Source organism: Hoylesella buccalis ATCC 35310, from assembly GCF_000177075.1.
Lineage (GTDB): Bacteria > Bacteroidota > Bacteroidia > Bacteroidales > Bacteroidaceae > Prevotella > Prevotella buccalis.
In genome coordinates, this window is the sequence record NZ_ADEG01000039.1 from 12,342 (window position 1) to 38,711 (window position 26,370).

Genomic DNA, 26,370 nt, shown 5'->3' on the forward strand with positions numbered 1-26,370 from the left:
AGCTATAGGCGATAAGACCATTTAACCGAACATGAAAACATTTCGTTCCATAGAAGAGCTGATTAAAGTATTGGGGAGAGAGAAGACGTTGCTGCGTGAGATGTTCGCCAAGCGCAAATCATTCTCTTTCAAGACCGACTATGCACGCGAATTGGTTGACTATAAAGAAGAACGTATCAGGTTTTTGATAGCCTATGGCATCATACACGAATCGGGCAACTACCTGGAAATGGAGGACGTGTATCTGCAATTCTTTGAAGAAGTGTTAGAGGTAAATGAACAAATCAACACGGCTTCGGTGGCAGAATATATCACAACGCTCAATGAGAATATTGAATACTATCTGAAAGAGAATAATGAGCGTCGCCGCATGGACTATCACAAAAAGGTAAGAAAGATTCTGAAAAACATAGCACTTACCACTGTTCGCAACGTGATAGACCTGAAACGAAATGTGGACAATACGTATAAAAACGAACCTAATTATCTTGTCAAGCGAGCAAGGCTCATCCATTTGGACGAGAAACGCGACACCATTGCAACGCTCATCAAGGAGGTTGAGAAAGTAATCGACGTAGGCCAACCCGTGTTTTTTGCGCAAGCCATGGATGTACAGTTGCGCAGCGTGGTGACAGATGTGAAACTACAGCTGAACGAGGTTTATCACAATTTGTTGGAGATTGATCGGCAAATTATTGGCTATCTGAATTTCATTGACTACCAAAATAAACTTTTCAAGAAAATTCAGCAAATAAAATACCTGAAAGATCAACTAACCTGGGAAGAGCATACCAATGTAAAAATGGTGATGGGGCAGACGAATCCTGTGTGGATAGAGCCACAAGCGGGATACAGGCTCAAACTGTCTATCAACTATTTACGCAACGAAGATGGGGCGATAGAACTTCTTCAAAACGTCATGCAACGCATCAAGTTGCCCAACAAGGCGCAACAAACGGCTGCCGAAGCTATTGATGCGGCTTATATTCAGCAGCAGGAAGAACGAATATCGGTAGTGAGCCAGCAAGAAATGATGAATGCCTTTAGAGCGCAAGGCAGCCATTTGTTTGCTTTCGTGATGAACCATGCGTATAAAAGAGAATTGAACATCGAAGAAAAGCTGGTGCTATTCTGCCAAATAGCCACACAATACGAAAGCGAATTGCGTTTTACAAGTCAAACAGAAACTACTCAAAACATAGAGTACCCACTTATTTATCCGGCAAAATAATGAAAAAGACCGAAGAAATTTTTAGCATATTAAGCAAGGGAATGTTTATCTCACGCAATAGCACGTCGCAAAACATGAGAGCTTATTACGACTTGTTGGAAGATCATCAACAAGAGTATGCCGACTATTATGCTGGCATTGGCTTTTTGTTAGAAGGAGGTAATGGGTATTTTTATTTTTGCAGAAAAGAGAGTAAGGCCGATATGCAGCGCAAATTAGAGCGCATGGCACAATGGATTGACATTCTTGATTTCTTGAAAACATACAACGGTACCTTTTCATCAGGCTTTGAATTCATGACGTCAGACATCGAGGTAAGATTGAGTTCGGATATTGAGTTGAAGGAGAAGGCTGAACAATTGTTTCGTGGCAGGCACAGCACACATCAGGAAATCATAGAGCGGTTGATGAAAGAGTTAACCGACAATGGCTTTGCCGAACTTATTAGTGAGGTGACGAAACAGTATGTAGTCACAGATGCGTTTCATTACATGGAAGAACTTGTTGACTGCTTAACCATATCAGAGGAGGTGAAGAATGAGATACCTGAATAAGATAGTTTTCATCAACAGCGCACACATTCCGTATGCAGAAGTAAAGGTAGACGGCAACGTTCACTTTGTTGGAACACAAGGTGTCGGTAAAAGTACGGTGCTACGAGCGTTGTTGTTTTTCTACAACGCCGACAAATTGAAGTTGGGTATTCCGCGTGAAAAGCAGTCTTTCGATGCTTTTTATTTTCCTTACCCTAACTCTTATATCGTTTACGAAGTGGTTAGAGATGCCAATGCGTATTTCATCTTGGCCTTTAAGCATCGGGGTAGGGTGGCTTTTCGGTATATCGACTGTGCTTATCGGCGTGAGATGCTCATGAGCGAGCAAGGTGAAGTGTACACCGAGTGGATGCACATACAGCAAAAAATAGACAAAGGGGTACACACCTCTCGTATCATTGATAGGTATGAGGAGTATCGCGACATTATATTTGGAAACCGACATGAGGTGCAACCCGAGTTTCGCAAATATGCCATTGCCGAAAGTAATAAGTATCAAAACATTCCACGAACCATTCAAAATGTGTTTCTGAACACGAAACTGGATGCCGAATTCATCAAAAACACCATGATTAGTTCGATGACGGATGACGAGATTTCTATTGATTTGGCTTACTATAGAAGTCAAGTGTCGGCGTTTGAACAAGAATACAACGACGTTCATTTGTGGTATAAAACCGACAAGCATGGGGTGGTTACGGTGCGAAGAGATGCCGATAAAGTGGAGAAGGCTTATCATGACTTATTGATGATTACCGCTAAAATCAAAGAGTTGATCAGCGAATTGGTATATACTTATCAACGAGATGAGCAGCGTTTGCCCTTGTTATATCAAGAATTAGGAAAATTAAAAGAAGAGTTTGCGCGTATCAACAGACTGATTTCAGAAGAAAGCGGCAAGTACAACAAACAGAAGGATGGTAAAAATCGTGAGTTGGGAGCGGTAGAGGCTCGTTTGAAAGAAATTGCTGATAAAAGAAAGTTTTACCAGCAAAGCGATATCTTGTCTGTGGTTAACAGAATTGAGAAAGAGGATTTTGTAAAAAACGAAATAGAGAATAAAAAACGATATAAAGAAGAACTAACACTGCAACATAAGAGTATTACTGATAAATACGCAGCACTGACAGAAAAACTGCAATTAGAACTTCGTACTATTGAAGCCACTTATAACGAAAAGAAAAACCTTTTGCAAGCGGTGTACAACAGGGAAGTGGAGCGTATAACACAACAAAAAGAGGAGCGGAATAAAGAGATTTATAAGCATTTTGATGTTGAAAGCCAAACTGTTGATGAGAAAATACAAACTGCTAACATTGATTTGGCGGCTGCAAAGAGTAAAAGATCGACATATCAGAATACGCATTTGTACGCCAACGAGTTGGAACAATGTAAAAATAAAATAGATCAACTCCATGAACAGCATAGGAAAACAGAAATTGAAAAGGAACAAAATCGCAGTAAGATCAATGAACTGAGGCATGAAGCTGAAGCCGAAAGGCAAAAAATAGAGCAGGAATTGCAAGCTCAACTGAAAGACTTGGAACAAAAGAATGAAAAGCTTGCTCAACAAATAGCTAAACTTGATGAGCTTCTTGCACAGTACAAGGGATCGTTTTATGAGTGGCTGTCTACGCATAAGCAGGGCTGGCAACAAACGATTGGCAAGGTGGTTGACGAACAACATGTATTGTATAACAACCAACTGCACCCACAATTGAGCAGTCAACACAATGATTCGCTCTTTGGAGTTGATGTGGATTTGTCGCAAATAGAGCGTGAAATCCGTACGCCAGACGATTTGAAAGCTGAAAAACAAGATGCTGAACAAGAGATTGAAGAAAACAAAAAGCGTATTTATAAATGTACTACTGCCACTCAAGAGAACATCCAACAAATAGAAAATCGGTATGCTAAACAGATTAGAGAACTGCGTATGGCACACCAAACGTTAGAGGCCAACTTGCTACAAACGGCTCAACAGATAAAAGTTGAACAGGTTAAAATGCAAAATTGGGATAAACGAAACGAGGAAGAAAAACAAAAACGATTAGAAAATATTGACCTGCAAATCAGTAAACTGCAAGAACAACTATCTACCTTCCAACAAGAAAAAGAGAAATTGCGCAACAAGCGGTATCGGGAGTTGAAAGCTTCTGAACAAGAATCCGCATCTGCCAACAATGCAAAACGTAAAGACACGGATAACAAAATAGAAAAATTGCTACAAGAAACGCAAGAAAAAACCACCGCTATCAATAGTCAGATCGAACAGTTAAAAATGCAAGAAAGCAATGAATTGGCTGGACAAGGGGTGAATACAACTGCTTTGCAACAAATAAACGATAAGCTGGTAGCGTTAGAAAAGGAGCTTGATTTTATTAACAACAACCGCAAACGATATTTCGAGTATTTATCGTTTAAAGAAGAATGGTTGCCCGAAGAGGATAAAAAGAAAGAGCAAAAGAGGAAGTTGGAAAATGACTTGGCGCTGTTGGATGAAAAATTTAGATTGAGAAGCAGCCGATTAGGACAACAGAAATTGCAGTTTGAAACAAAAATAAGAGATAAAGAAGCGGAACAAACGCAATTGGAAAAAGGGTTGACAGCGGTTGACAATTTCAAATTGTCTATAGAGAACAAAACTTCTATTGAATGGACAACTGTCAAGCCAAAGACGTCAACAGATCCTACAGAGCAGGTTTTGCAATTACTAAAAGACAGCCTATATGATAAACTTGGGAAGGCTGATGCGTTAAAACAAAACGTTGATCGGTTTAAAAGCTACTTCTCTACTAAGAACACTTTCGCCTTTAAAACCCAATTAAACACAGATGATGACTATATGACATTTGCACAAAATTTGTGCGACTTTATAGATCATGACAAAATAGAGGAATATAGTAGGAGGCTTAGCAATAGATATGGCGACATCTTGCAACGCATATCAAAAGAGGTGGGAAGCATTAACAGCTACGCCAGTGAAATAGGAAAGATCATTAACGACATCAATGCCGACTTCCACGAGCGTAACTTTGCGGGCGTGATTAAAGAAATTGCCTTGCGCAGTCAGCCCAGTAGCGACCGCTTAATGATATTGCTCAACGATATGAAAACCTTTAATGACGAGCATACCTACGACATAGGCGAACTGAATTTGTTTTCATCTGTACAACAAAGAGATGATACCAACAGTGGGGTCACCAAACGATTGTTTGAATTTATGATGTGCTTAAACGAGAATCCGAACAGAAGTAGGTTGGTTTTGAGCGATACCTTCAAACTGCAATTCCGCATCAAAGAAAACGATAACGACACAGGTTGGATAGAAAAAATATCGAATGTGGGTTCGGATGGTACGGATATTTTAGTGAAAGCAATGGTTAACATCATGCTTATCAACGTGTTTAAGGAAAAGGTGTCGAGAAAGTTTGGCGACTTTACCTTGCATTGTATGATGGACGAGATTGGTAAATTGCATCCCAACAACGTGCGGGGAATACTGAAATTTGCAAATGTTCGCAACATCTATTTGGTGAATAGTTCGCCTATATCGTATGCGGTATCCGATTACAAGTATACTTATCTGCTCACAAAAGATAACAAATCAAACACGCTTGTCAAAGCACTTATTACGATGAAAGTATGAATATCACACGTTCGCTATTGGAAAATCTATGCGCATTGGCTGCCGGCGAAACGATTGCTGCCAGTAAATTAAAGGGTAAATGGATAAACGAAATGCTGCAAGACGGGGTGCTTGTCGCGATTAGTCATGGCAGCAGGGTGACGTATAAGGTGGCTGCTATTGACTATTTTCAAAAATATTTGGCAGAAAAATACAACTTGCGAGATGTTCAGGCCATACTGGATATGAAGCTGAAACATGATACCGAACGGAGTAGGCAGGTGGCATTGTCGGGAGATTCGAAGCTGTTGAGGCAACGAACAATGAGGGGCTTTTTGGTAAACGGATACGAACCGTTGGAGGTAGAGCTGTCGGGCGTGCGTCAAACACTTCGTTTTCAACCTGGCATGTTGCCTTTTATCCATGATTATCCTTCGCTTGTCATTCCTACAGACGTAACGGTTATAGGTATGGAGAATGTGGAAAACTTCGTGCAGATAGCCCATCAGCGTTATTTGTTTCCTAACAACAGACTGTTGTTTGTATCACGTTATCCTCAATCGGGCGATTTGATAAAATGGTTGAAAACCATTCCTAACCCTTATATTCACTTTGGTGATTTCGATTTGGCGGGTATACATATCTATTTGTCCGAATATTACAAGCATTTAGGTTCGCGTGCTTCGTTCCTCATTCCCACCGACATAGCCACACGCTTGCAACACGGTAGCGGACAAAGATACGATGCACAATACGACAAATTCAAAGATATGGTTGTTACGGATCAGCGGGTACAGCCTCTAGTCGACCTTATTCATCGCACACATAAAGGTTACGATCAAGAGGGATATATACAAAAAGAATAACCGTATGCGTGCCTCTCATGAAAGGAGAGTGCATCAATAAATCGAACAACGCTGTTGTCTTCTGATGGGGTAGTAGCATGGCAGAAGTCACAAGATATGCTTCTGTCTGGGCAAAAAGACAAGTTCTTCTGTCTAAATGTATGGCCGTTCTATTAATAATGTATAACTTTGCAAAAAAATAGCATAATGAATATATGTATCGTAGCGGGCGCACGGCCCAATTTTGTCAAGGTGGCACCCATCATCAGGGCCATCCAAAAGGCGGCAGATGCTGGTAGAGATATTTCTTACCAATTGGTTTATGCCGGTAAAGAGGACGATCCCACTCTGGAGAAGTCGCTTTTTGAAGATCTTCAAATGCCCTATCCAGACACCTATCTGGGTGTGGATTGTGAGAATCTCAACCAACTCACCGGACTCGTCATGGCTGGTTTTGAACATTATTTGCAGACCCAACCTACTGATGTCGTGATTGTTGTGGACGACTTGGCCTCTACGTTGGCAACGGCCATCGTGACGAAGAAGCAAGGCATCACCTTGGCACATCTGGTCGCAGGCACGCGAAGTTTTGACATCAACATGCCCAAAGAAATCAACAGACTGGTCATCGATGGGTTGAGCGACTTGTTGTTCACGGCCGGCATGGGCAGCAACAGCACTGCTACGCGTGAGGGTGCCGAGTTGTCGAAGATATACATGGTGGGCAATATCTTGATGGATACGTTGCGCTTCAACCACAGCAGGCTGCAACGTCCTGCCGTGCTTGATGAGCTGGGAGTTAGAGAAGGCGATTACATTGTTTTCACTTTGAACCGCAAAGCTTTGCTGGCAGACAAGGCAAACCTCAAAGACATGCTCCATGCCATGCTCGACAAAGCCGGCGACAAGATGGTGTTGGCACCGCTTCGCAGTCGTTCGGCAGCTGTCGTGGCTGAACTTCTGGGTGCAAATCATCCCACATTCAAGCTGATAAAGCCACTTTCTTACTTGCAGTTTGGCTATCTCACCGCTCATGCTTGCGGTGTAATCACCGACAGCGGCAATGTGGCCGAAGAGGCAACGTTCAACAACATTCCCTGCATCACGCTCAACAGTTACACCGAACATATTGAAACGGTCAAGGTTGGTTCCAACGTCTTGGTTGGCGAAGATGCCCATTTGTTGGGCAAGGCCGTTGAAGATATGGTGAATGGCGCGTGGAAAAAATGTGCCATTCCCGATCGCTGGGACGGAAGAAGTGCCGAGCGTATCGTACAGATATTATTGGAACAGCCATAAACGTATCACCAACAAAGGTCTTGCCAGCATTCCTGCGTATGCGCAGGACGGAGCAAGGCCGTGTTTTTTCAGCTATGAATAAAATTGCTTTGATTACAGGTGCCACAAGCGGAATAGGTGAAGCTTGTGCCCGTGCGTTTGCAAAAAACGGTTACGGCCTTATCTTGACCGGTCGCAACCAAGTGCGTTTGAACCAGCTCACCGCCGAGTTGGCGCATCTTAACGTCGATGTTGTCACCCTTTGCTTCGACGTGCGCGACCGCTTGGCGGCTACGGCGGCCTTGGAATCGCTCGACGAAAAGTGGCGCAACGTTGACGTGTTGGTCAACAATGCCGGACTGGCATTGGGACTGGAGCCCGAATATGAAGGGAATTTCGACGATTGGGACACGATGATAGACACCAATATCAAGGGATTACTCACGATGACCAGATTGATTGTGCCAGGCATGGTGGCCCGCAACCGTGGGCATATTATCAATATAGGTTCAGTGGCTGGCGACGCGGCCTATGCCAACGGCAATGTGTATTGTGCCACCAAGGCAGCGGTAAAGGTGTTGAGCGACGGGCTGAGAGTGGATCTTGTCAACACTGCCGTGCGCGTCACCACAGTTAAGCCGGGGTTGGTACAAACCAACTTCAGCGTTACTCGCTTCCATGGCGACCAGACTCGCGCAGACCATGTCTATGACGGCATCCAGCCACTTACGGGCGATGACATTGCCGATGTGGTGCTTTATGCGGCACAGGCACCCCAACATGTGCAAATAGCCGAGGTACTTGTGCTGGCCACCCATCAGGCCAATGGCTCCACCATCAGTCGCAATGCCGCGCGAAACGAGTCACTGTCCTGACCATAGGGCAGGCGGCGGGCAGGTCGCAACCATGCCTTTACCATCTAAGGCATGAGGCCGGGGTAGCAACGTCGGGACGATACGCATACCGTGATGACACCCGGCATGCACCACAATTCGTGAGATTCGTATGCAACAACACAGAGACAACTATACATTCTTAACACAAGGACCCGTTTATCGGGTCATCGGAACCATGGCTGTGCCCACGATTGTCAGCATGCTGGTTACCAGTTTGTACAATGTGGCTGACACTTATTTCGTGGGAAAAATCAACACTCAGGCCGTCGCGGCCGTGGGCATCGTGTTCTCTGTGATGTTCGTTATCCAGGCTTTCAGTTTCTTTTTTGGCAATGGGTCGGGCAACTACATCGCCCGTGAGCTCGGGGCGCAGCGGCATCACAATGCTGAGGCCATGGCGTCGACGGGCTTTTTCTATGCTCTTGCGGCGGGATTGGTCATCATGGTGGTTGGCCTTCTCTTGCTGAGGCCTCTCTCCGTGTGGCTTGGCAGTACGCCCACCATCCTGCCTTACACAGAGAAATACCTCAGCATCATACTCCTTGGTGCGCCTTTGATGACCGGTTCGCTGTGCCTGAACAACCAGATGCGTTTTCAAGGCAATGCGTCGTTCGCCATGTGGGGCATCGTTGCCGGCGCCATTGTCAACATTGGACTTAATCCTATCCTTATTTTCTGGCTCGACTGGGGCATCACCGGAGCGGCTTTGGCCACGGTTTTCGGCCAACTGGCCAGCTTTGTGGTGCTGCTGCGCATGACCCGTCACGGCGGAAGTATTCGCATTAGCTTTCGTCATTTTTCCACCTCGCGCATCTATATCAAGGAGATTCTGGCCGGTGGAACGCCTTCTCTGTCACGCCAGGGGCTCACCAGCGTGGCCAGCATCTTGCTCAATGTGGCCGCTGCGCGCTATGGTGACGCAGCTGTTGCAGCCATGTCTATTGCCAATAGGTTTACAATGATTGTCATGGCCTCTGTCATTGGATTGGGACATGGCTTCCAGCCGTTCTGCGGGTTCAGCTATGGCGCGCGCCTTTATGGTCGTGTGCGGAAGGGGTTCTGGTTTACGGTGAGGATAGGAACCTGCTTCTTGCTTATTTGCACCGTGTTAGGATGGATTTTCTCGGATGCCATTGTCGAGTTGTTCCGCAACGATTCAGAGGTCATCCGCATCGGCACTCAGGCCTTGCGCTGGCAGTTGGTGTCGCTGCCTGTCATGTCGCTCTTCCTGACGGCCAGCATGTTGATGCAGACCATCCGTAAGACGTTCCGCGCCAACCTGCTGGCTGCCTCGCGCAGTGGCCTGTTCTTCATCCCGCTGATTGTTGTGCTGCCCCATTTTCTGGGCTTGCAAGGCGTGATGATGAGTCAGGCTTGCAGCGATGCCTGCTCAATACTCCTTACGCTACCACTATTATATAAGACGTTCAGTGAGTTGAGACAGGCGCAACAAGCTGGTACGCCAAGTAGTGAAAAAGGTTGAGTTTGAAGATCGAAAATGTTCAGTATTTTGACTGAAATATGCCTTCAAAATGGCCTTTCAAAGTCTTTCATCTGGAGAAAAACAATAGGTCGCGAGGATGCAAAGCAGGAGATTATTTGGGAATCGTCAGCCGTATTTTCAGCAATAACCATGCTTTTGTCCGCTTAGAAGCCTCGCTTTGGCAGTCAATTCGCATGTGGTTGCACGCCAAAAGCATGTCAATTGGTGATTAAATGCAATGCTTTTGTCTTGAAAAAGCGTAGAAATTCCATATATAACAGTCTGTTGTCATCTTAATATGTTGAAATACAGAGGTTTGTGAAACTTGCTCATATTTGGCGTATTTGCGACGAGAGGCACAATAGTTTGTAAATACGGCCAGGATTTAACGACATGTTGTCAAGAAAATTCGTCATCATCCAAAAACTTGATTCTTATTTTTTCCATGGGTTTTGTTTCATGAGTAGGCATCCTTCTTGTACTGAAAGTTGGTTAGAACGGGCCAAAAATCCAACCGCTACGCATGGCGTTTACAGACTTATTTACTACATTTGCAGATGGCACTTCATGGTGTTTGACGGAAAGGGAGTAAAGAGATGAAGAATCAGGCAAAGCCATCTACTGCCGATAAGAAACGAGCATCTGCCGGCGGAAGTGTGTTGTACATCAAGAACATGGTGTGCGACCGCTGCATCATGGCTGTGCGACAATTGCTGCAAAGTCTGGGTATCGCACCTCAATCTGTAGAGTTGGGGGTGGTAAAACTGGCTGATGAGCTCAGCAAAGAGCAGTTGGAAACACTCGAAAAAGGGTTGCAGCAGCTGGGCTTTGAACTGCTTGACGACAAACGGCAGCAAACCATCGACCGCATCAAAACCCTCATTGTCGACCTGGTTCATTATCATGACAACCGCTCCCAGCTCAACCTCTCCGACTATCTGGCACAACAGCTGCACAGCGAATATAGCAGTTTGAGCAAGCTTTTCAGTGAGTTTACGGGCATCACCATAGAGCGTTATTTCATTCTACAACGCATTGAGCGTGTCAAGGAGTTGATTTTCTACGACCAGTTGTCGCTCACCGAGATAGCCTATAAACTCAATTATTCGAGCGTGGCTTATCTATCGAGCCAATTCAAGCAAATCACGGGCATGACACCCTCGCAATTCAAGGCATTGAAGAAAAACATGCGTAAGGGATTGGACACCATCTGATATCCTTTTTTATAATTTTCTCCCAAAATTCCATAACACGTTTTGTGGACCAAGGCTGTATCTTTGCAGTGTTCAATTAAAACATATAACAATGGAAAAGAAAACATTTACAGTAAACCGAATGGCTTGCGACCACTGCAAAGCCAAGGTAGAACGCACGTTATCGTGCCTCAAGGGCGTAGATTCGGCTGAGGTTGACCTTACTCATCACACGGTTGCGGTGACTTATGATGAAGAGTTGATAAAACCAACGAACATGAAGAAGGCTGTCGATGAGGCTGGTTACGAGTTTCAGGTGTAATCACTCAACAACTAGAAAACTTACCAACTCAAAAACTCAAGAACTCAAAAACTCATCAACTATAACAACATAAAATGATTAAGAAAACAATACCGGTGGTGGGGATGGCATGTGCTGCCTGCTCTGCCCATGTGGAGCGGAAACTCAATTCCCTGCCAGGCATCCAGTCAGCGTCAGTCAGTCTGCCAGGCAGAAGCGCGCTGGTGGAATTCGACGAAAAAGAGATTTCACTCGAACAGATGAAGCGTGAAATCAATGCCATTGGCTATGACCTCGTGATAGAGAGTGACCGGTCGGTGGAAGAGATAGAGCGCAATGCGTACAGACAACTGAAGCGAAAGACACTGCTGTCGTGGCTTTTTGCCGTGTTGTGCATGGCCGTTTCGATGAGATGGATTTCATTGGGGGCAGTCCAAGTGTCCAATCAAGTGGCCATGCTGCTGGCATTGGCCAACTTTGTCTACTGCGGTCGCCGGTTCTTCGTATCTGCTTGGAAGCAGTTGCTGCAAAAGTCGGCCAACATGGATACGCTCGTGGCACTCTCCACGGGCATTGCATTCGTCTTCAGTGCGTTCAACACTTTTTATGGAGAGCGTGTTTGGGGCAGCAGAGGCATTGAGTGGCACACTTATTTTGATGCCTCGGTGATGATCATCACCTTCGTTCTCACCGGCAGGTTGTTGGAAGAGAGGGCCAAGGACAGCACAGCCGGCAGTATTCGCCAGCTCATGGGCTTGTCTCCCAAGACGGCTCATCTGGTCAGTGGTGAGCAAACGGAGGACATCCCTCTGTCTACCGTCAAGATCGGTGACGTGCTGGAGGTGCGTGCGGGTGAGAAAGTGCCGGTAGATGGTGAGGTGACTTGGGCGACCAGCTTTATGCTCGAAGACGGTGCTTATGTTGATGAGAGCATGATAACCGGCGAACCCACGCCGGCCTTGAAGCTGGTTGGGGCATCGGTATTGGCGGGAACTGTGATCTCGCAGGGCAAACTTCGATTTAAAGCCCAACAGATAGGCGAGCATACGGCATTGGCTCAGATTATCCAAATGGTGCAACAGGCACAGGGAAGCAAGGCCCCCGTGCAGCGCGTGGTTGATAAGTTGGCCTTGGTGTTTGTGCCGGTAGTCATGGGTGTAGCCGTGTTGACGTTCGCGCTCTGGTGGCTTCTTGGCGGCAACGAGGCTCTTCCGCAAGCCATTCTGTCGGCTGTCTCGGTGCTGGTCATCGCCTGTCCGTGTGCCATGGGCTTGGCAACACCTACGGCATTGATGGTGGGAATTGGGAAAGCGGCTGAGAAGAATGTGCTCATCAAGGACGCAACAGCGCTGGAAAGTCTGCGTAAGGTTAATGCCATGGTCATCGACAAGACCGGCACACTGACCATTCCGAATCAGCAAATCGATTTTACCAAGGCCGATGACTTGCCCCTTGAAGCACGCGAAACGCTGAAGCCGAATGCCCGTGAGGCCATGCTCGAATTGCAAAACGAGGCTGGGGTGGAGGTCTATATGATGAGTGGCGACAAGGAAGAGGCCGCCAACTATTGGGCTCAGCAGGCGGGCATCCGCCATTATCAAAGTAAGGTGTTGCCCCAGGATAAAGAAGACTTGGTACGCAAGTTGCAGCGTGAGGGCAAGCAGGTGGCCATGGTGGGCGACGGTATCAATGACACGCAGGCCCTGGCGATGGCAGATGTGAGCATTGCCATGGGGCGGGGAACCGACGTGGCCATGGATGTGGCGCAGGTGACGATGATGGGCGATGACCTTCGGCGCTTGCCACAGGCCATCCATTTGAGCAAAAAAACGGTGTCGATGATTAGGCAGAATCTCTTTTGGGCCTTCATCTACAACATCGTTTGCATTCCTTTGGCGGCCGGTGTGCTGTATCTTTTCGGATTTAACTTTCAAATCACGCCCATGTGGGCCAGTGCTTTGATGGCCTTTTCGAGTGTGAGCGTGGTGCTCAACAGCTTGCGATTAAAGTATGTGAAGTAGTTAAAAGGTGCAAACAAGTGGGAAAAGAGAAGGGGTTGTTGGTGGTTGACCCTGCCTTCTTGTTTACCCTTGTACCGGTTGGTAGGATGGGTAAACGTTGATTTTCGTTTACCTTTCCGGCACGGGATAGTTGTATTGATCGAAGTAGCGGCTGTCTTGTTTGGGCATCCAGCCTCGTTCTACCGATAATTGCACGCTGAAAGAAGGGTTGAAGTTGTATTTCACCGCAGCACCAATGCGATTGCCCAGATTGCCCATATCGTACAACGGTAGTGGTGTGAAGCGAGTTTGGACGATGGACTTCTGCCCATAGAGATAAGCCTCCCAATGTTCATCAAAGCGATAGCCCAAGGCTGCCGTCAGTCCGGCATCACGGTATGAGGTGCGGCTCCATATAATGTTGTTGAGATAACCGCCCACGGCGAGCGACAGATTCTTGGTCAGGGGCATGGCATACATGGCCGACAGGTTCTGTGTGAACCCAGCTCCACGAGGTGCGTTCTTGCCCAAAAAAGCGAAAACAGATGCACCAAGGTTGACATTCAGACCGGGGTGAAGGTCCCAATTGTACCAACCCAGCCATCCGTAAGGGTACCAACGGAAAGGCAACACTTGCCCGTATGCGTTGATGGTGGGCAGATGCAGTGTGTCGGTAGCCGTGGTTTGCGTGGCTGGCAAATGCCTGTCAATGATAGGGTGGGCATAGGTTCCAGCCGTGTGAGGTTGAAGATTGGGGCCAGCATCAGTAGGTTTGGCTTGCACAGCGTCTGTTTTTTCGACCGTTGACCGAAATACTTGGCGACGCTCCTGCGCGCTGATGTTGATGCAAAACAGCCCAACCAACAATAGAATGTACATCTTTTTCATCTGCCACAAAGATAGGTTATCGTGCTAATATCGCAAAACTTTTAAGGGTAATTTTATTTTAATTATCAATTGTTATTTTGATTCTCTGCTTATTTATGCTATTTTTGCGACAATCTTTTAAATGATACGACAATGAAGAAAATAGGGTATATCGTGCTTGTCCTTTTATTGGGATCAGTCACAAACGTGTCGGCGCAGAGCCAAGATAAGAAAAAAGAGCCTTTTGATAAAAAGGTGTCGAAGTTTTTGAAGAAGACCAAGAAGGAGTTGGAGCAGGCCGGACACGAGCTTGGCGATGCCATTGGCTTTAACGACAGGATAGATGGAAAGTCTGACTTACTGAAAGTAAACGGGTCTTATTACATGCCCTTGTACAGCAAGGATCTGTATAAAGGCGAAGATGCGTTGACGTTTCGCAAGACCTGCACGCAGCAGTTTAGAAAGAAATACCCCAAGGTAAGCATCCAGTCGGTGGCCATTCCGCAGAAAGAATGGGTACTGGAGACGGTTGAGAAGGATGGCGAACTGGTGGGATATCAGCGTACGCTGCATTGTTTTATCATCGCCCGTGACGGTGATGAGGGGTATGTTAATGCCAAATTTACCTATCAGCAGTATAAAAATGTGGGACAGGAGTTTCAGAACGTGAAGGGCTGGTGGCCGAAATGGGAGCGTACCGACTTCATGACCAACTCGGTTTACGAACAACTTTTAAATCTATAAAAACTATGAATTTCTTAAAATCGCTGTTTGGAAGCAAGGTTGAAAACGAGGAAGAAAAGCGTCGGGAAGAAGAAAGGAAGAACTTTGAAACACTGAAATACGATGGTGTCAGAGCGCTACAGATTAACCAAATAGAACAAGCTCTGCGCTGTTTCAGTCACGCCTTGCAACTGCACGACGATCTGGAGACGCGTGATTACTATTCACAAGCATTGATACGTACCAACGACCTGCCTGGCGCCTACGCACAATTGCAGAAGCTGATGGAGGCAAAACCCGACAATTTGCAGATTTATCTTCGCATGGCCGACGTGGCATATATGATGGAAGATTATGTTGCCATGGGCAATGCCTGCGAGAAAGCCATGCTTGTTGACAGTGAAAATCCGCAAGTGTTGTATCGCTATGCCAAGGCCTGCATAGGTCGTGACGACCTTACCAACGCCATTGCCATGCTCACCAAGGCCATCATGTTGAACCCCAAAGCATACGAAGCCTATCTCTTGCGAGGCGAAACGCTGTTGGATTCGGGTGATTTGGACGCTGCGGATGAAGACGCCTCCCATCTGTTAAAACAGTTGGCAGACAATGAAGACGTGCTGGTTTTGAAGGCTCGCATCGAACAAAAGAAGGGCAACAAGGCTGAAGCGCTTACCTATTATAATAAGGTGATAGATGTAAATCCTTTCTCGATGGTTGCTTTTCAGGAACGAGGACCGCTCAGGATGGAGCTTGGTGATGAGCAAGGGGGTAGGGAAGATATTGAGATGGCCGAGAAGATGGCTGCTCAATTGGCTGCCGATCAAGCTCAAGGTGTTGCTGATGAGGATGTGGAGCAGAAGGTGAAACAGGCCTACAAGAATGTGGATGCATACGGTGTTTTCAGCAATTCTTGATACATCGTCTTCAAAAATATTAAAAATGTAAGCTATTTTAATGATTTCTTAGCAAAATGTTTGTTAGTTACAAATAAATCATCTACTTTTGTAATCGAATTAGGAAATATGAGAAAAATGTTGAATCAGTTACACACATCTTATTATTACTTCTATTTTTACTTTGCAAACACTTGTGAAGCGGAAGTTTGTGTGCCATAGTCAATTCAATAAATAACCCCATAAAAGCCTCGCTTCACAATATGTGAAAGCGGGGCTTTTCGCTTGTAGTGCCTCATCAAACAGATAAGGATATGAAGAGAAAGCAAAACAATTCTTTCTTTCACCATGAGGTCGGAAAGGCAAAGATAAAGAAGTTTGAATGATAAGTTCGTGGTCTAACTATAAAATCAACAACAAAATGAACATTCAACCTGCACAACGTGTGAACCAAATACAAGAATATTATTTCAGTAAGAAACTGAAAGAAGTAGCACAGCTACAAGCCTCGGGAAACGATATCATCTCACTTGCCATAGGTAGTCCTGATATGCCGCCTTCTCACCAAACGGTTCAAAAGCTTTGCGAAGTGGCCAACGACGTTTCTACACATGGCTATCAACCCACCTGTGGTACGCTAGAATTGCGCCAAGCCATGGCACGCTTTTACGAAAAGTGGTATGGCGTGAGGCTCAATCCACAAACCGAAATACAGCCACTTATTGGTAGTAAGGAGGGTATTTTGCACGTAACGCTGGCTTTTTGCAATCCTGGAGATGTCGTATTGGTTCCCAATCCGGGTTATCCTACATATACTTCGCTGAGTAAATTGTTGGGAGTACAGGTGCTCAATTATGACTTACGAGAGGAAAATGCATGGCAGCCCGACTTTGATGAGTTAGAACAAATGGATTTGACAAAGGTTCAACTGATGTGGACCAATTATCCTCACATGCCTACGGGCGGCAATGCGCAATTGGAGACCTATGAGAAATTAGTGGCATTTGCACAAAAACACAATATTGTGATTGTCAATGACAATCCTTATTCGTTCATACTTAACGACCGTCCATTGTCAATCATGCAAGTAGAGGGAGCCAAAGATTGCTGCATCGAGTTCAACTCTATGTCTAAAAGCTTTAATATGCCAGGGTGGAGAGTGGGCTTGTGCGCATCGAATACAACGTATATTTCATGGATTCTCAAGATAAAAAGCAACATAGACAGCGGCACTTTTCGTGGTATTCAGTTGGCTGCAGCTGAGGCATACAACACCAATGACGAAATGTGGCATTATATAAATAATGTGAAGGTGTACAAAGAGCGTCGCAAGATAGCTGAGAAGATCATGCAAGTCTTGGGCTGTAGCTACGATCATGCACAAGTGGGGATGTTTTTATGGGGGCGTATTCCTGCCAAATATAAGGATGCTGAGCAACTCACCGAACGTGTATTGCACAAGTCGAACGTTTTTATTACCCCTGGATTTATATTTGGTAGCAACGGAAAACGCTATATCAGAATATCACTTTGTGCCAAAGAAATAAAGATGAACGAAGCCTTGATACGCCTTCAGGCAATGGCATGGTAGTCGGCTATGATGTAGCAAAGTCTTCAAAATAACTGGGAGAATTTGAACAAAACGAGCAATTAGAAATATTTATACAGATAAAGTATTTACCTTTGCCATAGTGTCAAAGGTGATAGAAAATAGGAAAAATGAAATGGAAATAGAATTATTACCACTCAATTTACAAAGCGATGTAAAGCGACCCTTCGTCATTGCAGGGCCTTGTAGTGCCGAAACGGAGCAACAGGTCATGGAGACAGCATGGCAATTGAAAAAGAAAGGGTGCCATAATTTTAGGGCCGGTGTGTGGAAGCCCCGCACCAAACCCGGAGGTTTTGAGGGGAAAGGCGAGGAGGCTTTGCCGTGGTTGAAACGTGTGAAGGATGAAACGGGTATGCTTGTTTCTACAGAAGTGGCCATCCCAGAGCATGTAGAACTGTGCTTGAAGCATGACTTAGACATCCTTTGGATAGGGGCTCGCACCGCTGCCAACCCCTTTGCCATGCAGGCTTTGGCCGACTCGCTGCAGGGTGTGGATGTCCCTGTGCTTGTTAAAAACCCCGTCAATCCCGACTTGGAATTGTGGATTGGAGCCTTGGAACGTCTCAATAGAGCCGGCGTAAAGCGTTTAGGAGCCATTCATCGCGGTTTTTCAAGTTACGAAAAAACAATGTATCGAAATCTTCCGATGTGGCAAATCCCCATTGAACTGCGTCGCCGCATCCCCGAATTGCCCATCATTTGCGACCCAAGTCATATCGGCGGGCGCAGAGAGTTGATAGGTCCGCTTAGCCAACAAGCGATGGATTTGGGGTTCGATGGGCTTATCGTAGAGTCGCATTGTGATCCTGACAACGCCTGGAGCGATGCCAAACAGCAGGTAACCCCTGATGCCTTGGACATCATTCTGAGCATGCTGGTGATACGCGATGAACATACTACGACCGAAGGTCTGCGTAGTTTGCGCGCTCAGATTGACGAGTTGGATGATGAACTCATGGCCCTTTTGTCCAAGCGTCTTCGTGTTTGCCGAGAAATAGGGCAGTACAAGAAAGAACACAACATGACCGTGCTGCAGTCTAATCGATACAAAGAGATATTAGAGAAGCGAGGAAAGCAGGGCGAGCAGTGTGGCATCTCGGCTGAGAGTGTGGCCAACATCTTTGAAGAGATACACCAGGAGAGTGTGAGACAACAACTGAAAATCATTAATTCATAATATAGTTGACAGGTTTACGAGTTTACGAGTTTACAAGTTGACGAGGAGACAAGTAAATAGACTTATTGCTTATAAGACTATCAACTGGTGAACTTGTAAACTCGTAAACTTGTCAACTATATTATGAATGATGAATGATGAATTAAAACCAAGCTATGCGAATACTGATAATGGGTGCAGGCAAGATGGGAAGTTTCTTCCTTGACCTGCTCAGTTTCGACCATGAAACGGCCGTGTACGAGAAAGATCCAAAGCGAATGCGCTTCACATACAACTGTCAACGCTTCACCTCGATGGACGAGGTTCGAGCTTTTCAACCCGAACTGGTTATCAACGCCGTGACGGTGAAATACACCATTCCGGCTTTTGAGGAGGTGATGCCCTACCTGCCGACCAACTGTATATTGAGTGACATCAGCTCGGTGAAGACCGGTTTGAAGGCTTTTTATGAGCAGGCCGGTCACCCTTACGTTTCAACGCACCCCATGTTCGGACCCACTTTTGCCAACTTAAACCAGTTGAATGAGGAGAATGCCATTATCATCAGCGAGGGTGACTACATGGGACGCATCTTCTTCAAGGATCTGTACCAGCGCCTGGGGCTGCACATCTACGAGTACACGTTTGAGGAACACGACAAAACTGTGGCTTATTCGTTGAGCATTCCCTTCGTCAGTACGTTCGTCTTTGCGGCCGTGATGAAGCATCAAGATGCGCCTGGAACGACGTTCAAGCGGCACATGCGCATTGCCAAGGGTGTGTTGAACGAGGATGATTATCTCTTGCAGGAAATACTTTTCAATCCCTACACGCACGACCAAGTGTCGCAAATACGGGTAGAATTGAAAGAACTCCTGAACATCATTGACAACAAGGATGCGGAAGGGATGAAAAAATATCTTACTAAAATAAGGCAAAATATGAGAGAAGATTTGTAGCTTTGCAGCACAAATTAACTTAAAAGCTTAAATATATTGATATCATGTGGTTCTATCACGTTGTAGCTTTCATGACGGTGGCTATCTGGGGTTCTACCTTTATCTCCACCAAGGTGCTGATACAAAGCGGCATTTCGCCGGCTCAGGTGTACACGTTGCGTTTCTTGATAGCCTATGTGCTGATGTTGTTTTTTTTCCATAAGCATATTTTTGCCCGCACATGGAAAGATGAATTACTGATGGCAGGATTGGGTTTGACGGGCGGAACGGTGTTCTTCCTGGCACAAAATGTGGCGTTGGGTTACTCAACGGCCATGAACGTGTCGCTCATCGTGTGCTCGTGTCCTTTGTTCACCATGCTGCTTCACCGGATATGGTTTAGGGGCGAGCCGCTCGGCAAGTGGCAAATCATTGGCACGGCCTTCTCGTTTGTGGGCATGGCGGCTGTAGTGCTCAACGGTCAATTGGTGCTTAATCTTTCTCCACTCGGTGATTCGCTGGCTTTGCTGGCTTGTATCAGCTGGGCAGTGTATTCGCTATTGCTCAAAAAAGCCAACGAGAAATATCCTACCACCTTCATTACTCGAAAGGTATTTTTCTACGGACTGCTCACCGTGTTGCCTTATTATGCCTTTGAACCAGGGTTTCCAAGTGTCGAAACCTTGATGCAACCCAAGATATTGTACAACCTGCTGTTCTTGGGAGCGGTGGCTTCCATGCTCTGTTTCTGGCTGTGGACGTGGGTGATGTTGCGGCTGGGTGCATTGCAGGCAACCAATTATGTGTATGTGAATCCCGTGACCACCATCATTTTTGCCGCATGGATTCTGCACGAGGAGATAACGGTTTACTTCGTCGTGGGTACTGCGCTGATATTGACGGGCTTGTACCTGAGCAGCCGAAAGGGGCAGGTGCCCGCAGGAAAGACCGCCTGATGCTGCTGAGATGACGTATCTGCTGAGCTTGTTGCTGGGCGTGTTCACCGTGGTAGAGCTGAACTGCGAGAACCTTTTCGACTGCCGCCACGACAGTATGAAGCATGATGAGCAGTTCCTTCCTTCCTCTGATTATCATTGGACACCTCGCCGCTATTGGCAGAAAGTGAACCGCATCGGACAGACCATCCTATCTTGTGGCGAATCGGACGAAGGCTGGTCGCTGCCCGATTTAGTGGCCTTGTGCGAGGTGGAGAACGACAGTTGTTTGGTTGATTTGACCAAACGGTCGCTGTTGCGCAAGGCTCGGTATGAGTATGTGATGACCCATTCGCCCGACGAGCGGGGCATCGATGTGGCCTTGTTGTATTCTCCTTTCTCGTTTCAATTACTTCAATCTTATTCTATTCGCATCCATCCCATGAAAGAGATGCGCCCCACGCGTGATATCCTGTATGCGAAAGGACGTGTCAGTTTGCGAGATACGCTACACGTTTTTGTGGTACACGCACCCAGCAGGACAGCTGGTGAACGTCCTACGCGTGCCCATCGCCGACTGGTCATCAATCGGTTGTTGCAGTCGGTCGATTCGCTTCGTGCCTTGTCTGCCCATCCCCATGTCCTGCTGATGGGCGACTTCAACGACTATTCCAAGGATGAGAACATAAGACAGTTAACCGAGCACGGCCTTGTAGATGTTTCTCAGCAGGCTGTTGGCACGCACGGAGCCAGGGGGACGTACCGCTACCGCGGCGATTGGGGTAGCTTGGATCATATCATGGTGGATGAGCATACGGCGCAAAGGTTGGTGGAATGTCATGTGCACGATGCCCCCTTCTTGCTGAAAGAAGATGAAAAATACGGCGGAGTGCAGCCCCGGAGGAATTATTTGGGACCTCGCTATCAGAATGGTTTCAGTGACCATTTACCCTTGGTGGCCAGACTTCGATGGGACGACTGACAGCATCACCGCCCCTCTTTCTATGAAGGGTAGATGCCTGATGCACAGGCTGTTTGTTCTATCAGGTTGTAAAAAAAGCACATGGATGATGTGTGATGACCCTAAAAATTAGTATATTTGCAGACAACTCATGTTCTCGGTGCCGATTGGCACTGCAATGAAAATCATTAAATACCGATATTTATCATGAAGACAAACCGTAGAACGTTCTTGAAAACAATGGGGACAATTGGGCTTTTTTCGATTGTTCCGCGTAAAGTCTTGGGTGGGAATGGATTTATTTCACCCAGTGACCAGTTAACAAAAGGAATCATTGGTGTGGGAGGAATAGGCAAGTCGTCTTACCATTTCACGAGTTCCGAAGCCTGTAGATTAGTGTCAGTCTGTGATGTTGACCAAAAACATTTGCAGCAAGCCGTTGATTTAGGCAAGAAGAAATTTGGAACTACACTCACCACCTACCATGATTTCCGTGACTTAATTCGTGATCCCAACGTGGATATTGTGCACATTGCCACTCCACCTCATTGGCATGCATTGATGGCTGTTGAGGCAGCAAGGGCTGGAAAGGATGTTTGGTGCGAAAAACCCATGACCCGTACCATTGGAGAAGGTAGAAAGGTTGTAGAAGCCATGCAACGTTATAATCGTATATTTAGGTTGAATACATGGTTCAGGTTTACGGATACGTTCTATGGACTGGGCACAACCGTACAACCCTTGAAGAAGCTTGTGGAGAGTGGAATGTTGGGTTGGCCGTTGAAAGTTGTTGTGTCTGGTGCGACAGGCTTTACCTGGAAATTCTATTGGGTAGGCAAAGACAATCTGCAGCCACAACCAGTTCCACAAGAGTTGGATTATGACATGTGGTTAGGTCCAGCTCCTTTCAAGCCTTACAACGCCCATCGTGTACATCAAACGTTTAGGGGATATTGGGATTATGATGGCGGTGGACTCACTGACATGGGGCAGCATTACCTCGATCCCATCCAATATTTCTTAGGCAAGGACAACACCTCACCCGTAAAAGTGGAAGTGGATGCACCTCAGCAGCATTATGATGCGGTGGGAATCTGGCGTAAGATTACCTATACCTACGCTGATGGTTGCCAAATAGTGCTTGAGGGTGAAGGCTACGAAAGCAAGGGAAAGGTGCCGTATATCGAAGGTCCGAAGGGTAAGGTGTACAAAGGTTTTGAATGTACCATACCAGATGTGATGAACAAGTTGGCCGAATTTCCTGATCCGGAACCGCAGAACACTGACTTCCTGGATTGCATTCGCACCCGAAAGAAGTTTGCGCTCAACGAACTGAATGGTCACCATAGCTGCACATTGGTCAATATGGCAACCGTGGCTTTGCGCTTGAATCGCAAGGAATTGGCATTCGATCCCAAGACACAGTTGTTCATTGGGGATGATGCCGCCAATGCTTTGGTTAATCAACCCATGCGTAAAGGATGGAATTTCTAAGGTTCCTAGTTGATAAATGAATTGACAATCTAATCAATCAAATAAACATGAAAAAGCTTCAATATCATATACTTGTATTATTGCTCTTGTGTATATGCACCGTTGGTCATTCGCAAGGGACAGATCAAAGAAACAGAGTAGCCTCGACCATCATAGCCGATGGATTGGCACAGCTGCCCGCCAACAATGTAGGGACCTTCAACCAGGTAATGGAAGAGATGGCTCAAACAGGTGCGGATGGCATCAAGTCGTTGGTAGGGCTGTTCGGTCCAACCAACAAAGGTGCTAATGCTGCCTATGAATATGCTGTCAATGGCGTGGTAGACTATGTAACCCGACCCGATCAAGCCAATCTCCGGGCTGGTGTGAAAGAGGGTTTGATTCAGGCTTTGCGTACTTCTAAGGATCAGGTTTTGCAGGCTTTCTTGATCACGCAGATACAAAAACTCGCTACAGCAGCCGATGTTGCCGTGTTCGAGGCATATCTCAATGACAGCTACCTGCAGCCGTTTGCCATGAGTGCGCTGGCCACAACACCAGGTGTCGATCAATACTTGATAGGCTGGTTGCCCAAGTCGGACTTGCCAAAGCAGACACTGGCTCATCTCATCGCGACACGTCAGTTGGTTTCGCCCGCATTGGAACCGATGCTCTTGTCATGGATTCCCGGGGCAGATTCACAAACATTGAATGAAATTTACAAGGCTTTGGTGATCAATGGCTCTACGAAAGCCGCCAAAGTGTTGGGCAAACAGGCTAAATCAGTTGGTTATCAATACGAACCAACACATGCAACCGATGCCTACATGCAACTGCTAACCCGCCTGGCAGGCAATGACCCTAAATGGGTAGGCAAGGCTGCCAAGCAGTTGGTAAAGCAACAAAGACCAGCCATTCGTTGTGCCGCGTTGGAACTGTTGCTGAAGACTTCTGGTTCAAAAGCAACGTCAGAGGTGCTCAAGGCCTTGAAAGATAAGGATGTGCAATATCGGAATACAGCTTTGGCCATGGCTGAAGAATGCGCTGGAAATGGCATTTTCAAAACCGTTTCCAATCAGATTGACCGACTTTCGGTGCCTGCTCAGATAGACGTGGTTCGTTGGTTGGGCAACAATAGACAACAGAATTTTATAGAGGTTGTTCTCAAGAAGATGATGAGCAGCAACGATGAACTCTCCAATGCAGCCATTGATGCAGCCAGTCAGATAGGAGGACCACAGGCATTGCAAGGACTGATGGCATTGTTGGGTGGCCCGAAAGCCGACCAAGCACTACAGGCACTCAAGTCATTCAAAGGCTCTATCCAAGTCGAGGCCCTCAAGGCACTGGGCAATAGCAATGCGTCTGTACAGGCTCAAGCACTGAAATTAATTGCTGAACGCCGCATGTATCAGGCTTACGACGAGGTGTTGCGACTGACCTCTTCACAAAATGCCGTTGTAAAGACTGCCGCTTATGAAGCACTGGGTAGCATTTCTGACTATCAACATTTCGAACCTTTGTGCGAAATGTTGGAACGTGCCGATGCTGCAACGGCTCCACATTTACAGAAAGCCGCTTTGTATGCACTTCATCAGCAGTCGTCAGCAGATCAGTTTGCTGCCATTCAAAAACGATTGGCCAAAACCACTCGTCCGCAACTTTATTATCCTATGCTGGCTCAGGCAGGCAACCAACAGGCCATCCGTCAGCTGGTGGAAGAGTTCCAGAAGCCTTCTACGGCCGATGAGGCCTTCAATTCTCTGTTGAAAATTGACAACGAATCGGTGATAGACGTGCTTGACCAGATTGCATCAACAACGGCTACTCGAAAAGACCAGGCGTTGAAGCGTGCCTTGACCCTAACCAAACGTTCGTCACTGAATGGCATGGAAAGGTATTTGTTGTATCGTAGGGCCCTCGAAATGAACCCCTCTGTTTCGGTTGTCAACAGCTATCTGTCGGCACTGGGTAGCATTTATGAGCTGCCAGCATTAACGCTTGCCGCACAATATCTTGATAAGAAAGAGAATGCCTATCAGGCTGCAACCGTTGTGAAGACCATTATTGCTAAAAACAAAGCCTTGCAAGGTGGCGAAACCATCAAGACATGGCTCAACAAAGCCAAGGACATTTTCAGTGCCAAGACCGAAGATGCCGATGCTGGATATTCCATTGATGAAATCAAAGGATTGTTGGGCAAGTGGCAGTCGGATGGCTTTATGCAGGAAGTGGTTGACGGCAAGTGCAAGGGCAAGGCCTCTGTGGGCAGTGGCGACACTTTCGAAAACGTCGACCTGTATGTAGACTGGCGAACCAAGGGCAAAGGTATGCTGTATCTGCGCTCTATGCCTGAGGTTGTACTGGATGGCACTACGGGTGCACAGTTTGTGCATGCTGCCGACAGTAAGCTTGTGGCTGTTGAGCAGAATGCAAAGCCCGGTGAGTGGAATACGCTACATGTAAGGTTGGTCAACGACCGACTTTTGGTTGAATCGAATGGCCGTGTGGTTGCTGAGAATGTCATCATCAAGAACACCCCGACCCGTTTGCCAATCAAAACCGTGGGACAAATTTTCTTCATGGGTGGAGAAGAGGAGATGCAGATTCGTAATCTGATGATTCACAAACTGCCTTCTACCCCTGTCTTTACCTTGTCAAAAGAAGAGAAGGAAGAAGGTTACGAAGTGCTGTTCGATGGTCGTTCGCTCGACAAGTGGGAAGGAAATCTCATCAATTACGTTCCCGTGGATGGCAATATTTATGTAAGTGCCAAGTACGGAGCCGGTGGAAACCTCTATTCAAAGAAGAAGTATAGCGACTTTATCTACCGCTTTGAATTTAGTTTTGTGAAGCCAGGAGTCAACAATGGCATAGGCATTCGTACCAAGCACGGTGTTGATGCTGCCTACGATGGCATGGAGATTCAGGTGCTCGACCATGATGACCCCATCTACAAAGGCTTACATGACTATCAACAGCATGGTGCCGTTTATGGTATCATTGTGCCGAAACATGTCAAGTTCGGTCCTTTGGGAACCTGGAACGTTGAAGAAATTCGTGCCATTGGCGACCGCATCACCGTTACAGTGAATGGCGAGGTGATACTTGATGGCAATATTCGTGAAGCCTGTCAAGGCCACAATGTAGCCCCCGACGGTGGAAAGATGAATCCATATACGGTTGACAAGAAAAATCATCCCGGCCTGTTCAATAAGGATGGTTATATCAGCTTCTGCGGTCATGGTGAGGGTGTGAAGTTCCGCAATGTCCGCATTCTGGATTTAAGCAAGAACAAGAAAACGTCAAAATCAAGAACACGAAGAAGATAGTATTCGCTGTCAACGAAGACAAACAACAGCCGGTTCCGTGCATGTGTCATGGAACCGGCTTTCTTTTT

20 protein-coding genes are annotated in these 26,370 nt (G+C 46.4%); 19 read left to right on the forward strand and 1 reads right to left on the reverse strand.

Features of this window, described 5'->3' with window-relative positions:
* The first annotated feature begins 31 nt into the window (after window positions 1-31).
* The 10 genes from HMPREF0650_RS03250 to HMPREF0650_RS03300 all read left to right on the forward strand — a co-directional run bounded on the left by HMPREF0650_RS03250 (window position 32) and on the right by HMPREF0650_RS03300 (window position 13,430).
* The gene (locus tag HMPREF0650_RS03250) at window positions 32-1,231 is read left to right on the forward strand and encodes a hypothetical protein (RefSeq protein ID WP_004348345.1); all 1,200 of its coding nucleotides are present in this window, start codon (window positions 32-34) and stop codon (window positions 1,229-1,231) included.
* Window positions 1,231-1,785 (forward strand): condensin complex protein MksE, encoded by a 555-nt coding sequence (locus tag HMPREF0650_RS03255; RefSeq protein WP_004348346.1) that lies wholly within the window; start codon window positions 1,231-1,233, stop codon window positions 1,783-1,785. Before HMPREF0650_RS03250 ends, HMPREF0650_RS03255 begins: the two co-directional genes overlap by 1 nt.
* On the forward strand, window positions 1,769-5,434 hold the full coding sequence (locus HMPREF0650_RS03260) for an ATP-binding protein (RefSeq protein ID WP_004348347.1): 3,666 nt from the start codon (window positions 1,769-1,771) through the stop codon (window positions 5,432-5,434). The genes HMPREF0650_RS03255 and HMPREF0650_RS03260 overlap by 17 nt, the downstream gene beginning before the upstream one ends.
* Complete coding sequence (locus HMPREF0650_RS03265) at window positions 5,431-6,279, forward strand: hypothetical protein (protein WP_004348348.1); 849 nt, start codon at window positions 5,431-5,433, stop codon at window positions 6,277-6,279. The genes HMPREF0650_RS03260 and HMPREF0650_RS03265 overlap by 4 nt, the downstream gene beginning before the upstream one ends.
* Before the next feature lie 186 nt (window positions 6,280-6,465).
* Window positions 6,466-7,557 (forward strand): UDP-N-acetyl glucosamine 2-epimerase, encoded by a 1,092-nt coding sequence (locus HMPREF0650_RS03270; protein ID WP_004348349.1) that lies wholly within the window; start codon window positions 6,466-6,468, stop codon window positions 7,555-7,557.
* 74 nt (window positions 7,558-7,631) lie between these two features.
* Window positions 7,632-8,411, forward strand: a complete 780-nt coding sequence (locus HMPREF0650_RS03275) for an SDR family NAD(P)-dependent oxidoreductase (protein WP_040562316.1) — start codon at window positions 7,632-7,634, stop codon at window positions 8,409-8,411.
* A gap of 130 nt (window positions 8,412-8,541) precedes the next feature.
* Window positions 8,542-9,915, forward strand: coding sequence for an MATE family efflux transporter (locus HMPREF0650_RS03280; RefSeq protein WP_004348351.1), 1,374 nt, complete (start codon window positions 8,542-8,544; stop codon window positions 9,913-9,915).
* A 596-nt stretch (window positions 9,916-10,511) separates the two neighbouring features.
* The gene (locus tag HMPREF0650_RS03290; protein ID WP_004348352.1) at window positions 10,512-11,129 is read left to right on the forward strand and encodes a helix-turn-helix domain-containing protein; all 618 of its coding nucleotides are present in this window, start codon (window positions 10,512-10,514) and stop codon (window positions 11,127-11,129) included.
* Window positions 11,130-11,220: 91 nt separating this feature from the next.
* The gene (locus tag HMPREF0650_RS03295; protein WP_004348353.1) at window positions 11,221-11,430 is read left to right on the forward strand and encodes a heavy-metal-associated domain-containing protein; all 210 of its coding nucleotides are present in this window, start codon (window positions 11,221-11,223) and stop codon (window positions 11,428-11,430) included.
* 74 nt (window positions 11,431-11,504) lie between these two features.
* Window positions 11,505-13,430, forward strand: a complete 1,926-nt coding sequence (locus HMPREF0650_RS03300; RefSeq protein ID WP_004348354.1) for a heavy metal translocating P-type ATPase — start codon at window positions 11,505-11,507, stop codon at window positions 13,428-13,430.
* 108 nt (window positions 13,431-13,538) lie between these two features.
* Here the strand turns inward: HMPREF0650_RS03300 and HMPREF0650_RS03305 are convergent, their stop codons facing one another.
* Window positions 13,539-14,288, reverse strand: a complete 750-nt coding sequence (locus HMPREF0650_RS03305; protein WP_245543451.1) for a putative outer membrane beta-barrel protein — start codon at window positions 14,286-14,288, stop codon at window positions 13,539-13,541.
* Window positions 14,289-14,429: 141 nt separating this feature from the next.
* Between HMPREF0650_RS03305 and HMPREF0650_RS03310 the strand changes: the two genes are divergently transcribed.
* The 9 genes from HMPREF0650_RS03310 to HMPREF0650_RS03350 all read left to right on the forward strand — a co-directional run bounded on the left by HMPREF0650_RS03310 (window position 14,430) and on the right by HMPREF0650_RS03350 (window position 26,302).
* Window positions 14,430-15,020, forward strand: a complete 591-nt coding sequence (locus tag HMPREF0650_RS03310; RefSeq protein ID WP_004348358.1) for a hypothetical protein — start codon at window positions 14,430-14,432, stop codon at window positions 15,018-15,020.
* Between the two features lie 5 nt (window positions 15,021-15,025).
* On the forward strand, window positions 15,026-15,916 hold the full coding sequence (locus HMPREF0650_RS03315) for a tetratricopeptide repeat protein (RefSeq protein WP_004348360.1): 891 nt from the start codon (window positions 15,026-15,028) through the stop codon (window positions 15,914-15,916).
* Between the two features lie 400 nt (window positions 15,917-16,316).
* Entirely contained in the window at window positions 16,317-17,486 is a 1,170-nt protein-coding gene (locus HMPREF0650_RS03320; RefSeq protein ID WP_040562366.1) for a pyridoxal phosphate-dependent aminotransferase, read from the forward strand.
* 133 nt (window positions 17,487-17,619) lie between these two features.
* On the forward strand, window positions 17,620-18,684 hold the full coding sequence (locus HMPREF0650_RS03325) for a bifunctional 3-deoxy-7-phosphoheptulonate synthase/chorismate mutase type II (RefSeq protein ID WP_040562368.1): 1,065 nt from the start codon (window positions 17,620-17,622) through the stop codon (window positions 18,682-18,684).
* 155 nt (window positions 18,685-18,839) lie between these two features.
* Complete coding sequence (locus HMPREF0650_RS03330) at window positions 18,840-19,622, forward strand: prephenate dehydrogenase (protein WP_004348364.1); 783 nt, start codon at window positions 18,840-18,842, stop codon at window positions 19,620-19,622.
* Window positions 19,623-19,666: 44 nt separating this feature from the next.
* Window positions 19,667-20,557 (forward strand): DMT family transporter, encoded by an 891-nt coding sequence (locus tag HMPREF0650_RS03335; protein ID WP_004348365.1) that lies wholly within the window; start codon window positions 19,667-19,669, stop codon window positions 20,555-20,557.
* Window positions 20,558-20,567: 10 nt separating this feature from the next.
* On the forward strand, window positions 20,568-21,518 hold the full coding sequence (locus HMPREF0650_RS03340) for an endonuclease/exonuclease/phosphatase family protein (protein WP_004348366.1): 951 nt from the start codon (window positions 20,568-20,570) through the stop codon (window positions 21,516-21,518).
* Window positions 21,519-21,704: 186 nt separating this feature from the next.
* Window positions 21,705-22,991: a Gfo/Idh/MocA family oxidoreductase gene (locus tag HMPREF0650_RS03345; RefSeq protein WP_004348367.1), complete on the forward strand. Its 1,287-nt coding sequence runs from the start codon at window positions 21,705-21,707 to the stop codon at window positions 22,989-22,991.
* A 47-nt stretch (window positions 22,992-23,038) separates the two neighbouring features.
* Entirely contained in the window at window positions 23,039-26,302 is a 3,264-nt protein-coding gene (locus HMPREF0650_RS03350) for a 3-keto-alpha-glucoside-1,2-lyase-like domain-containing protein (RefSeq protein ID WP_040562318.1), read from the forward strand.
* Window positions 26,303-26,370: the final 68 nt, after the last annotated feature.

Bases quoted from the DNA above. Each gene is read 5' to 3' on its own strand.
- HMPREF0650_RS03260 (WP_004348347.1), top strand. From the start codon at position 1,769: ATGAGATACCTGAATAAGATAGTTTTCATCAACAGCGCACACATTCCG.
- HMPREF0650_RS03250 (WP_004348345.1), top strand. From the start codon at position 32: ATGAAAACATTTCGTTCCATAGAAGAGCTGATTAAAGTATTGGGGAGA.
- HMPREF0650_RS03265 (WP_004348348.1), top strand. From the start codon at position 5,431: ATGAATATCACACGTTCGCTATTGGAAAATCTATGCGCATTGGCTGCC.
- HMPREF0650_RS03340 (WP_004348366.1), top strand. From the start codon at position 20,568: ATGACGTATCTGCTGAGCTTGTTGCTGGGCGTGTTCACCGTGGTAGAG.
- HMPREF0650_RS03270 (WP_004348349.1), top strand. From the start codon at position 6,466: ATGAATATATGTATCGTAGCGGGCGCACGGCCCAATTTTGTCAAGGTG.
- HMPREF0650_RS03255 (WP_004348346.1), top strand. From the start codon at position 1,231: ATGAAAAAGACCGAAGAAATTTTTAGCATATTAAGCAAGGGAATGTTT.
- HMPREF0650_RS03290 (WP_004348352.1), top strand. From the start codon at position 10,512: ATGAAGAATCAGGCAAAGCCATCTACTGCCGATAAGAAACGAGCATCT.
- HMPREF0650_RS03305 (WP_245543451.1), bottom strand. From the start codon at position 14,288: ATGTACATTCTATTGTTGGTTGGGCTGTTTTGCATCAACATCAGCGCG.
- HMPREF0650_RS03330 (WP_004348364.1), top strand. From the start codon at position 18,840: ATGCGAATACTGATAATGGGTGCAGGCAAGATGGGAAGTTTCTTCCTT.
- HMPREF0650_RS03280 (WP_004348351.1), top strand. From the start codon at position 8,542: ATGCAACAACACAGAGACAACTATACATTCTTAACACAAGGACCCGTT.
- HMPREF0650_RS03295 (WP_004348353.1), top strand. From the start codon at position 11,221: ATGGAAAAGAAAACATTTACAGTAAACCGAATGGCTTGCGACCACTGC.
- HMPREF0650_RS03350 (WP_040562318.1), top strand. From the start codon at position 23,039: ATGAAAAAGCTTCAATATCATATACTTGTATTATTGCTCTTGTGTATA.
- HMPREF0650_RS03300 (WP_004348354.1), top strand. From the start codon at position 11,505: ATGATTAAGAAAACAATACCGGTGGTGGGGATGGCATGTGCTGCCTGC.
- HMPREF0650_RS03325 (WP_040562368.1), top strand. From the start codon at position 17,620: ATGGAAATAGAATTATTACCACTCAATTTACAAAGCGATGTAAAGCGA.
- HMPREF0650_RS03335 (WP_004348365.1), top strand. From the start codon at position 19,667: ATGTGGTTCTATCACGTTGTAGCTTTCATGACGGTGGCTATCTGGGGT.
- HMPREF0650_RS03320 (WP_040562366.1), top strand. From the start codon at position 16,317: ATGAACATTCAACCTGCACAACGTGTGAACCAAATACAAGAATATTAT.
- HMPREF0650_RS03275 (WP_040562316.1), top strand. From the start codon at position 7,632: ATGAATAAAATTGCTTTGATTACAGGTGCCACAAGCGGAATAGGTGAA.
- HMPREF0650_RS03345 (WP_004348367.1), top strand. From the start codon at position 21,705: ATGAAGACAAACCGTAGAACGTTCTTGAAAACAATGGGGACAATTGGG.
- HMPREF0650_RS03310 (WP_004348358.1), top strand. From the start codon at position 14,430: ATGAAGAAAATAGGGTATATCGTGCTTGTCCTTTTATTGGGATCAGTC.
- HMPREF0650_RS03315 (WP_004348360.1), top strand. From the start codon at position 15,026: ATGAATTTCTTAAAATCGCTGTTTGGAAGCAAGGTTGAAAACGAGGAA.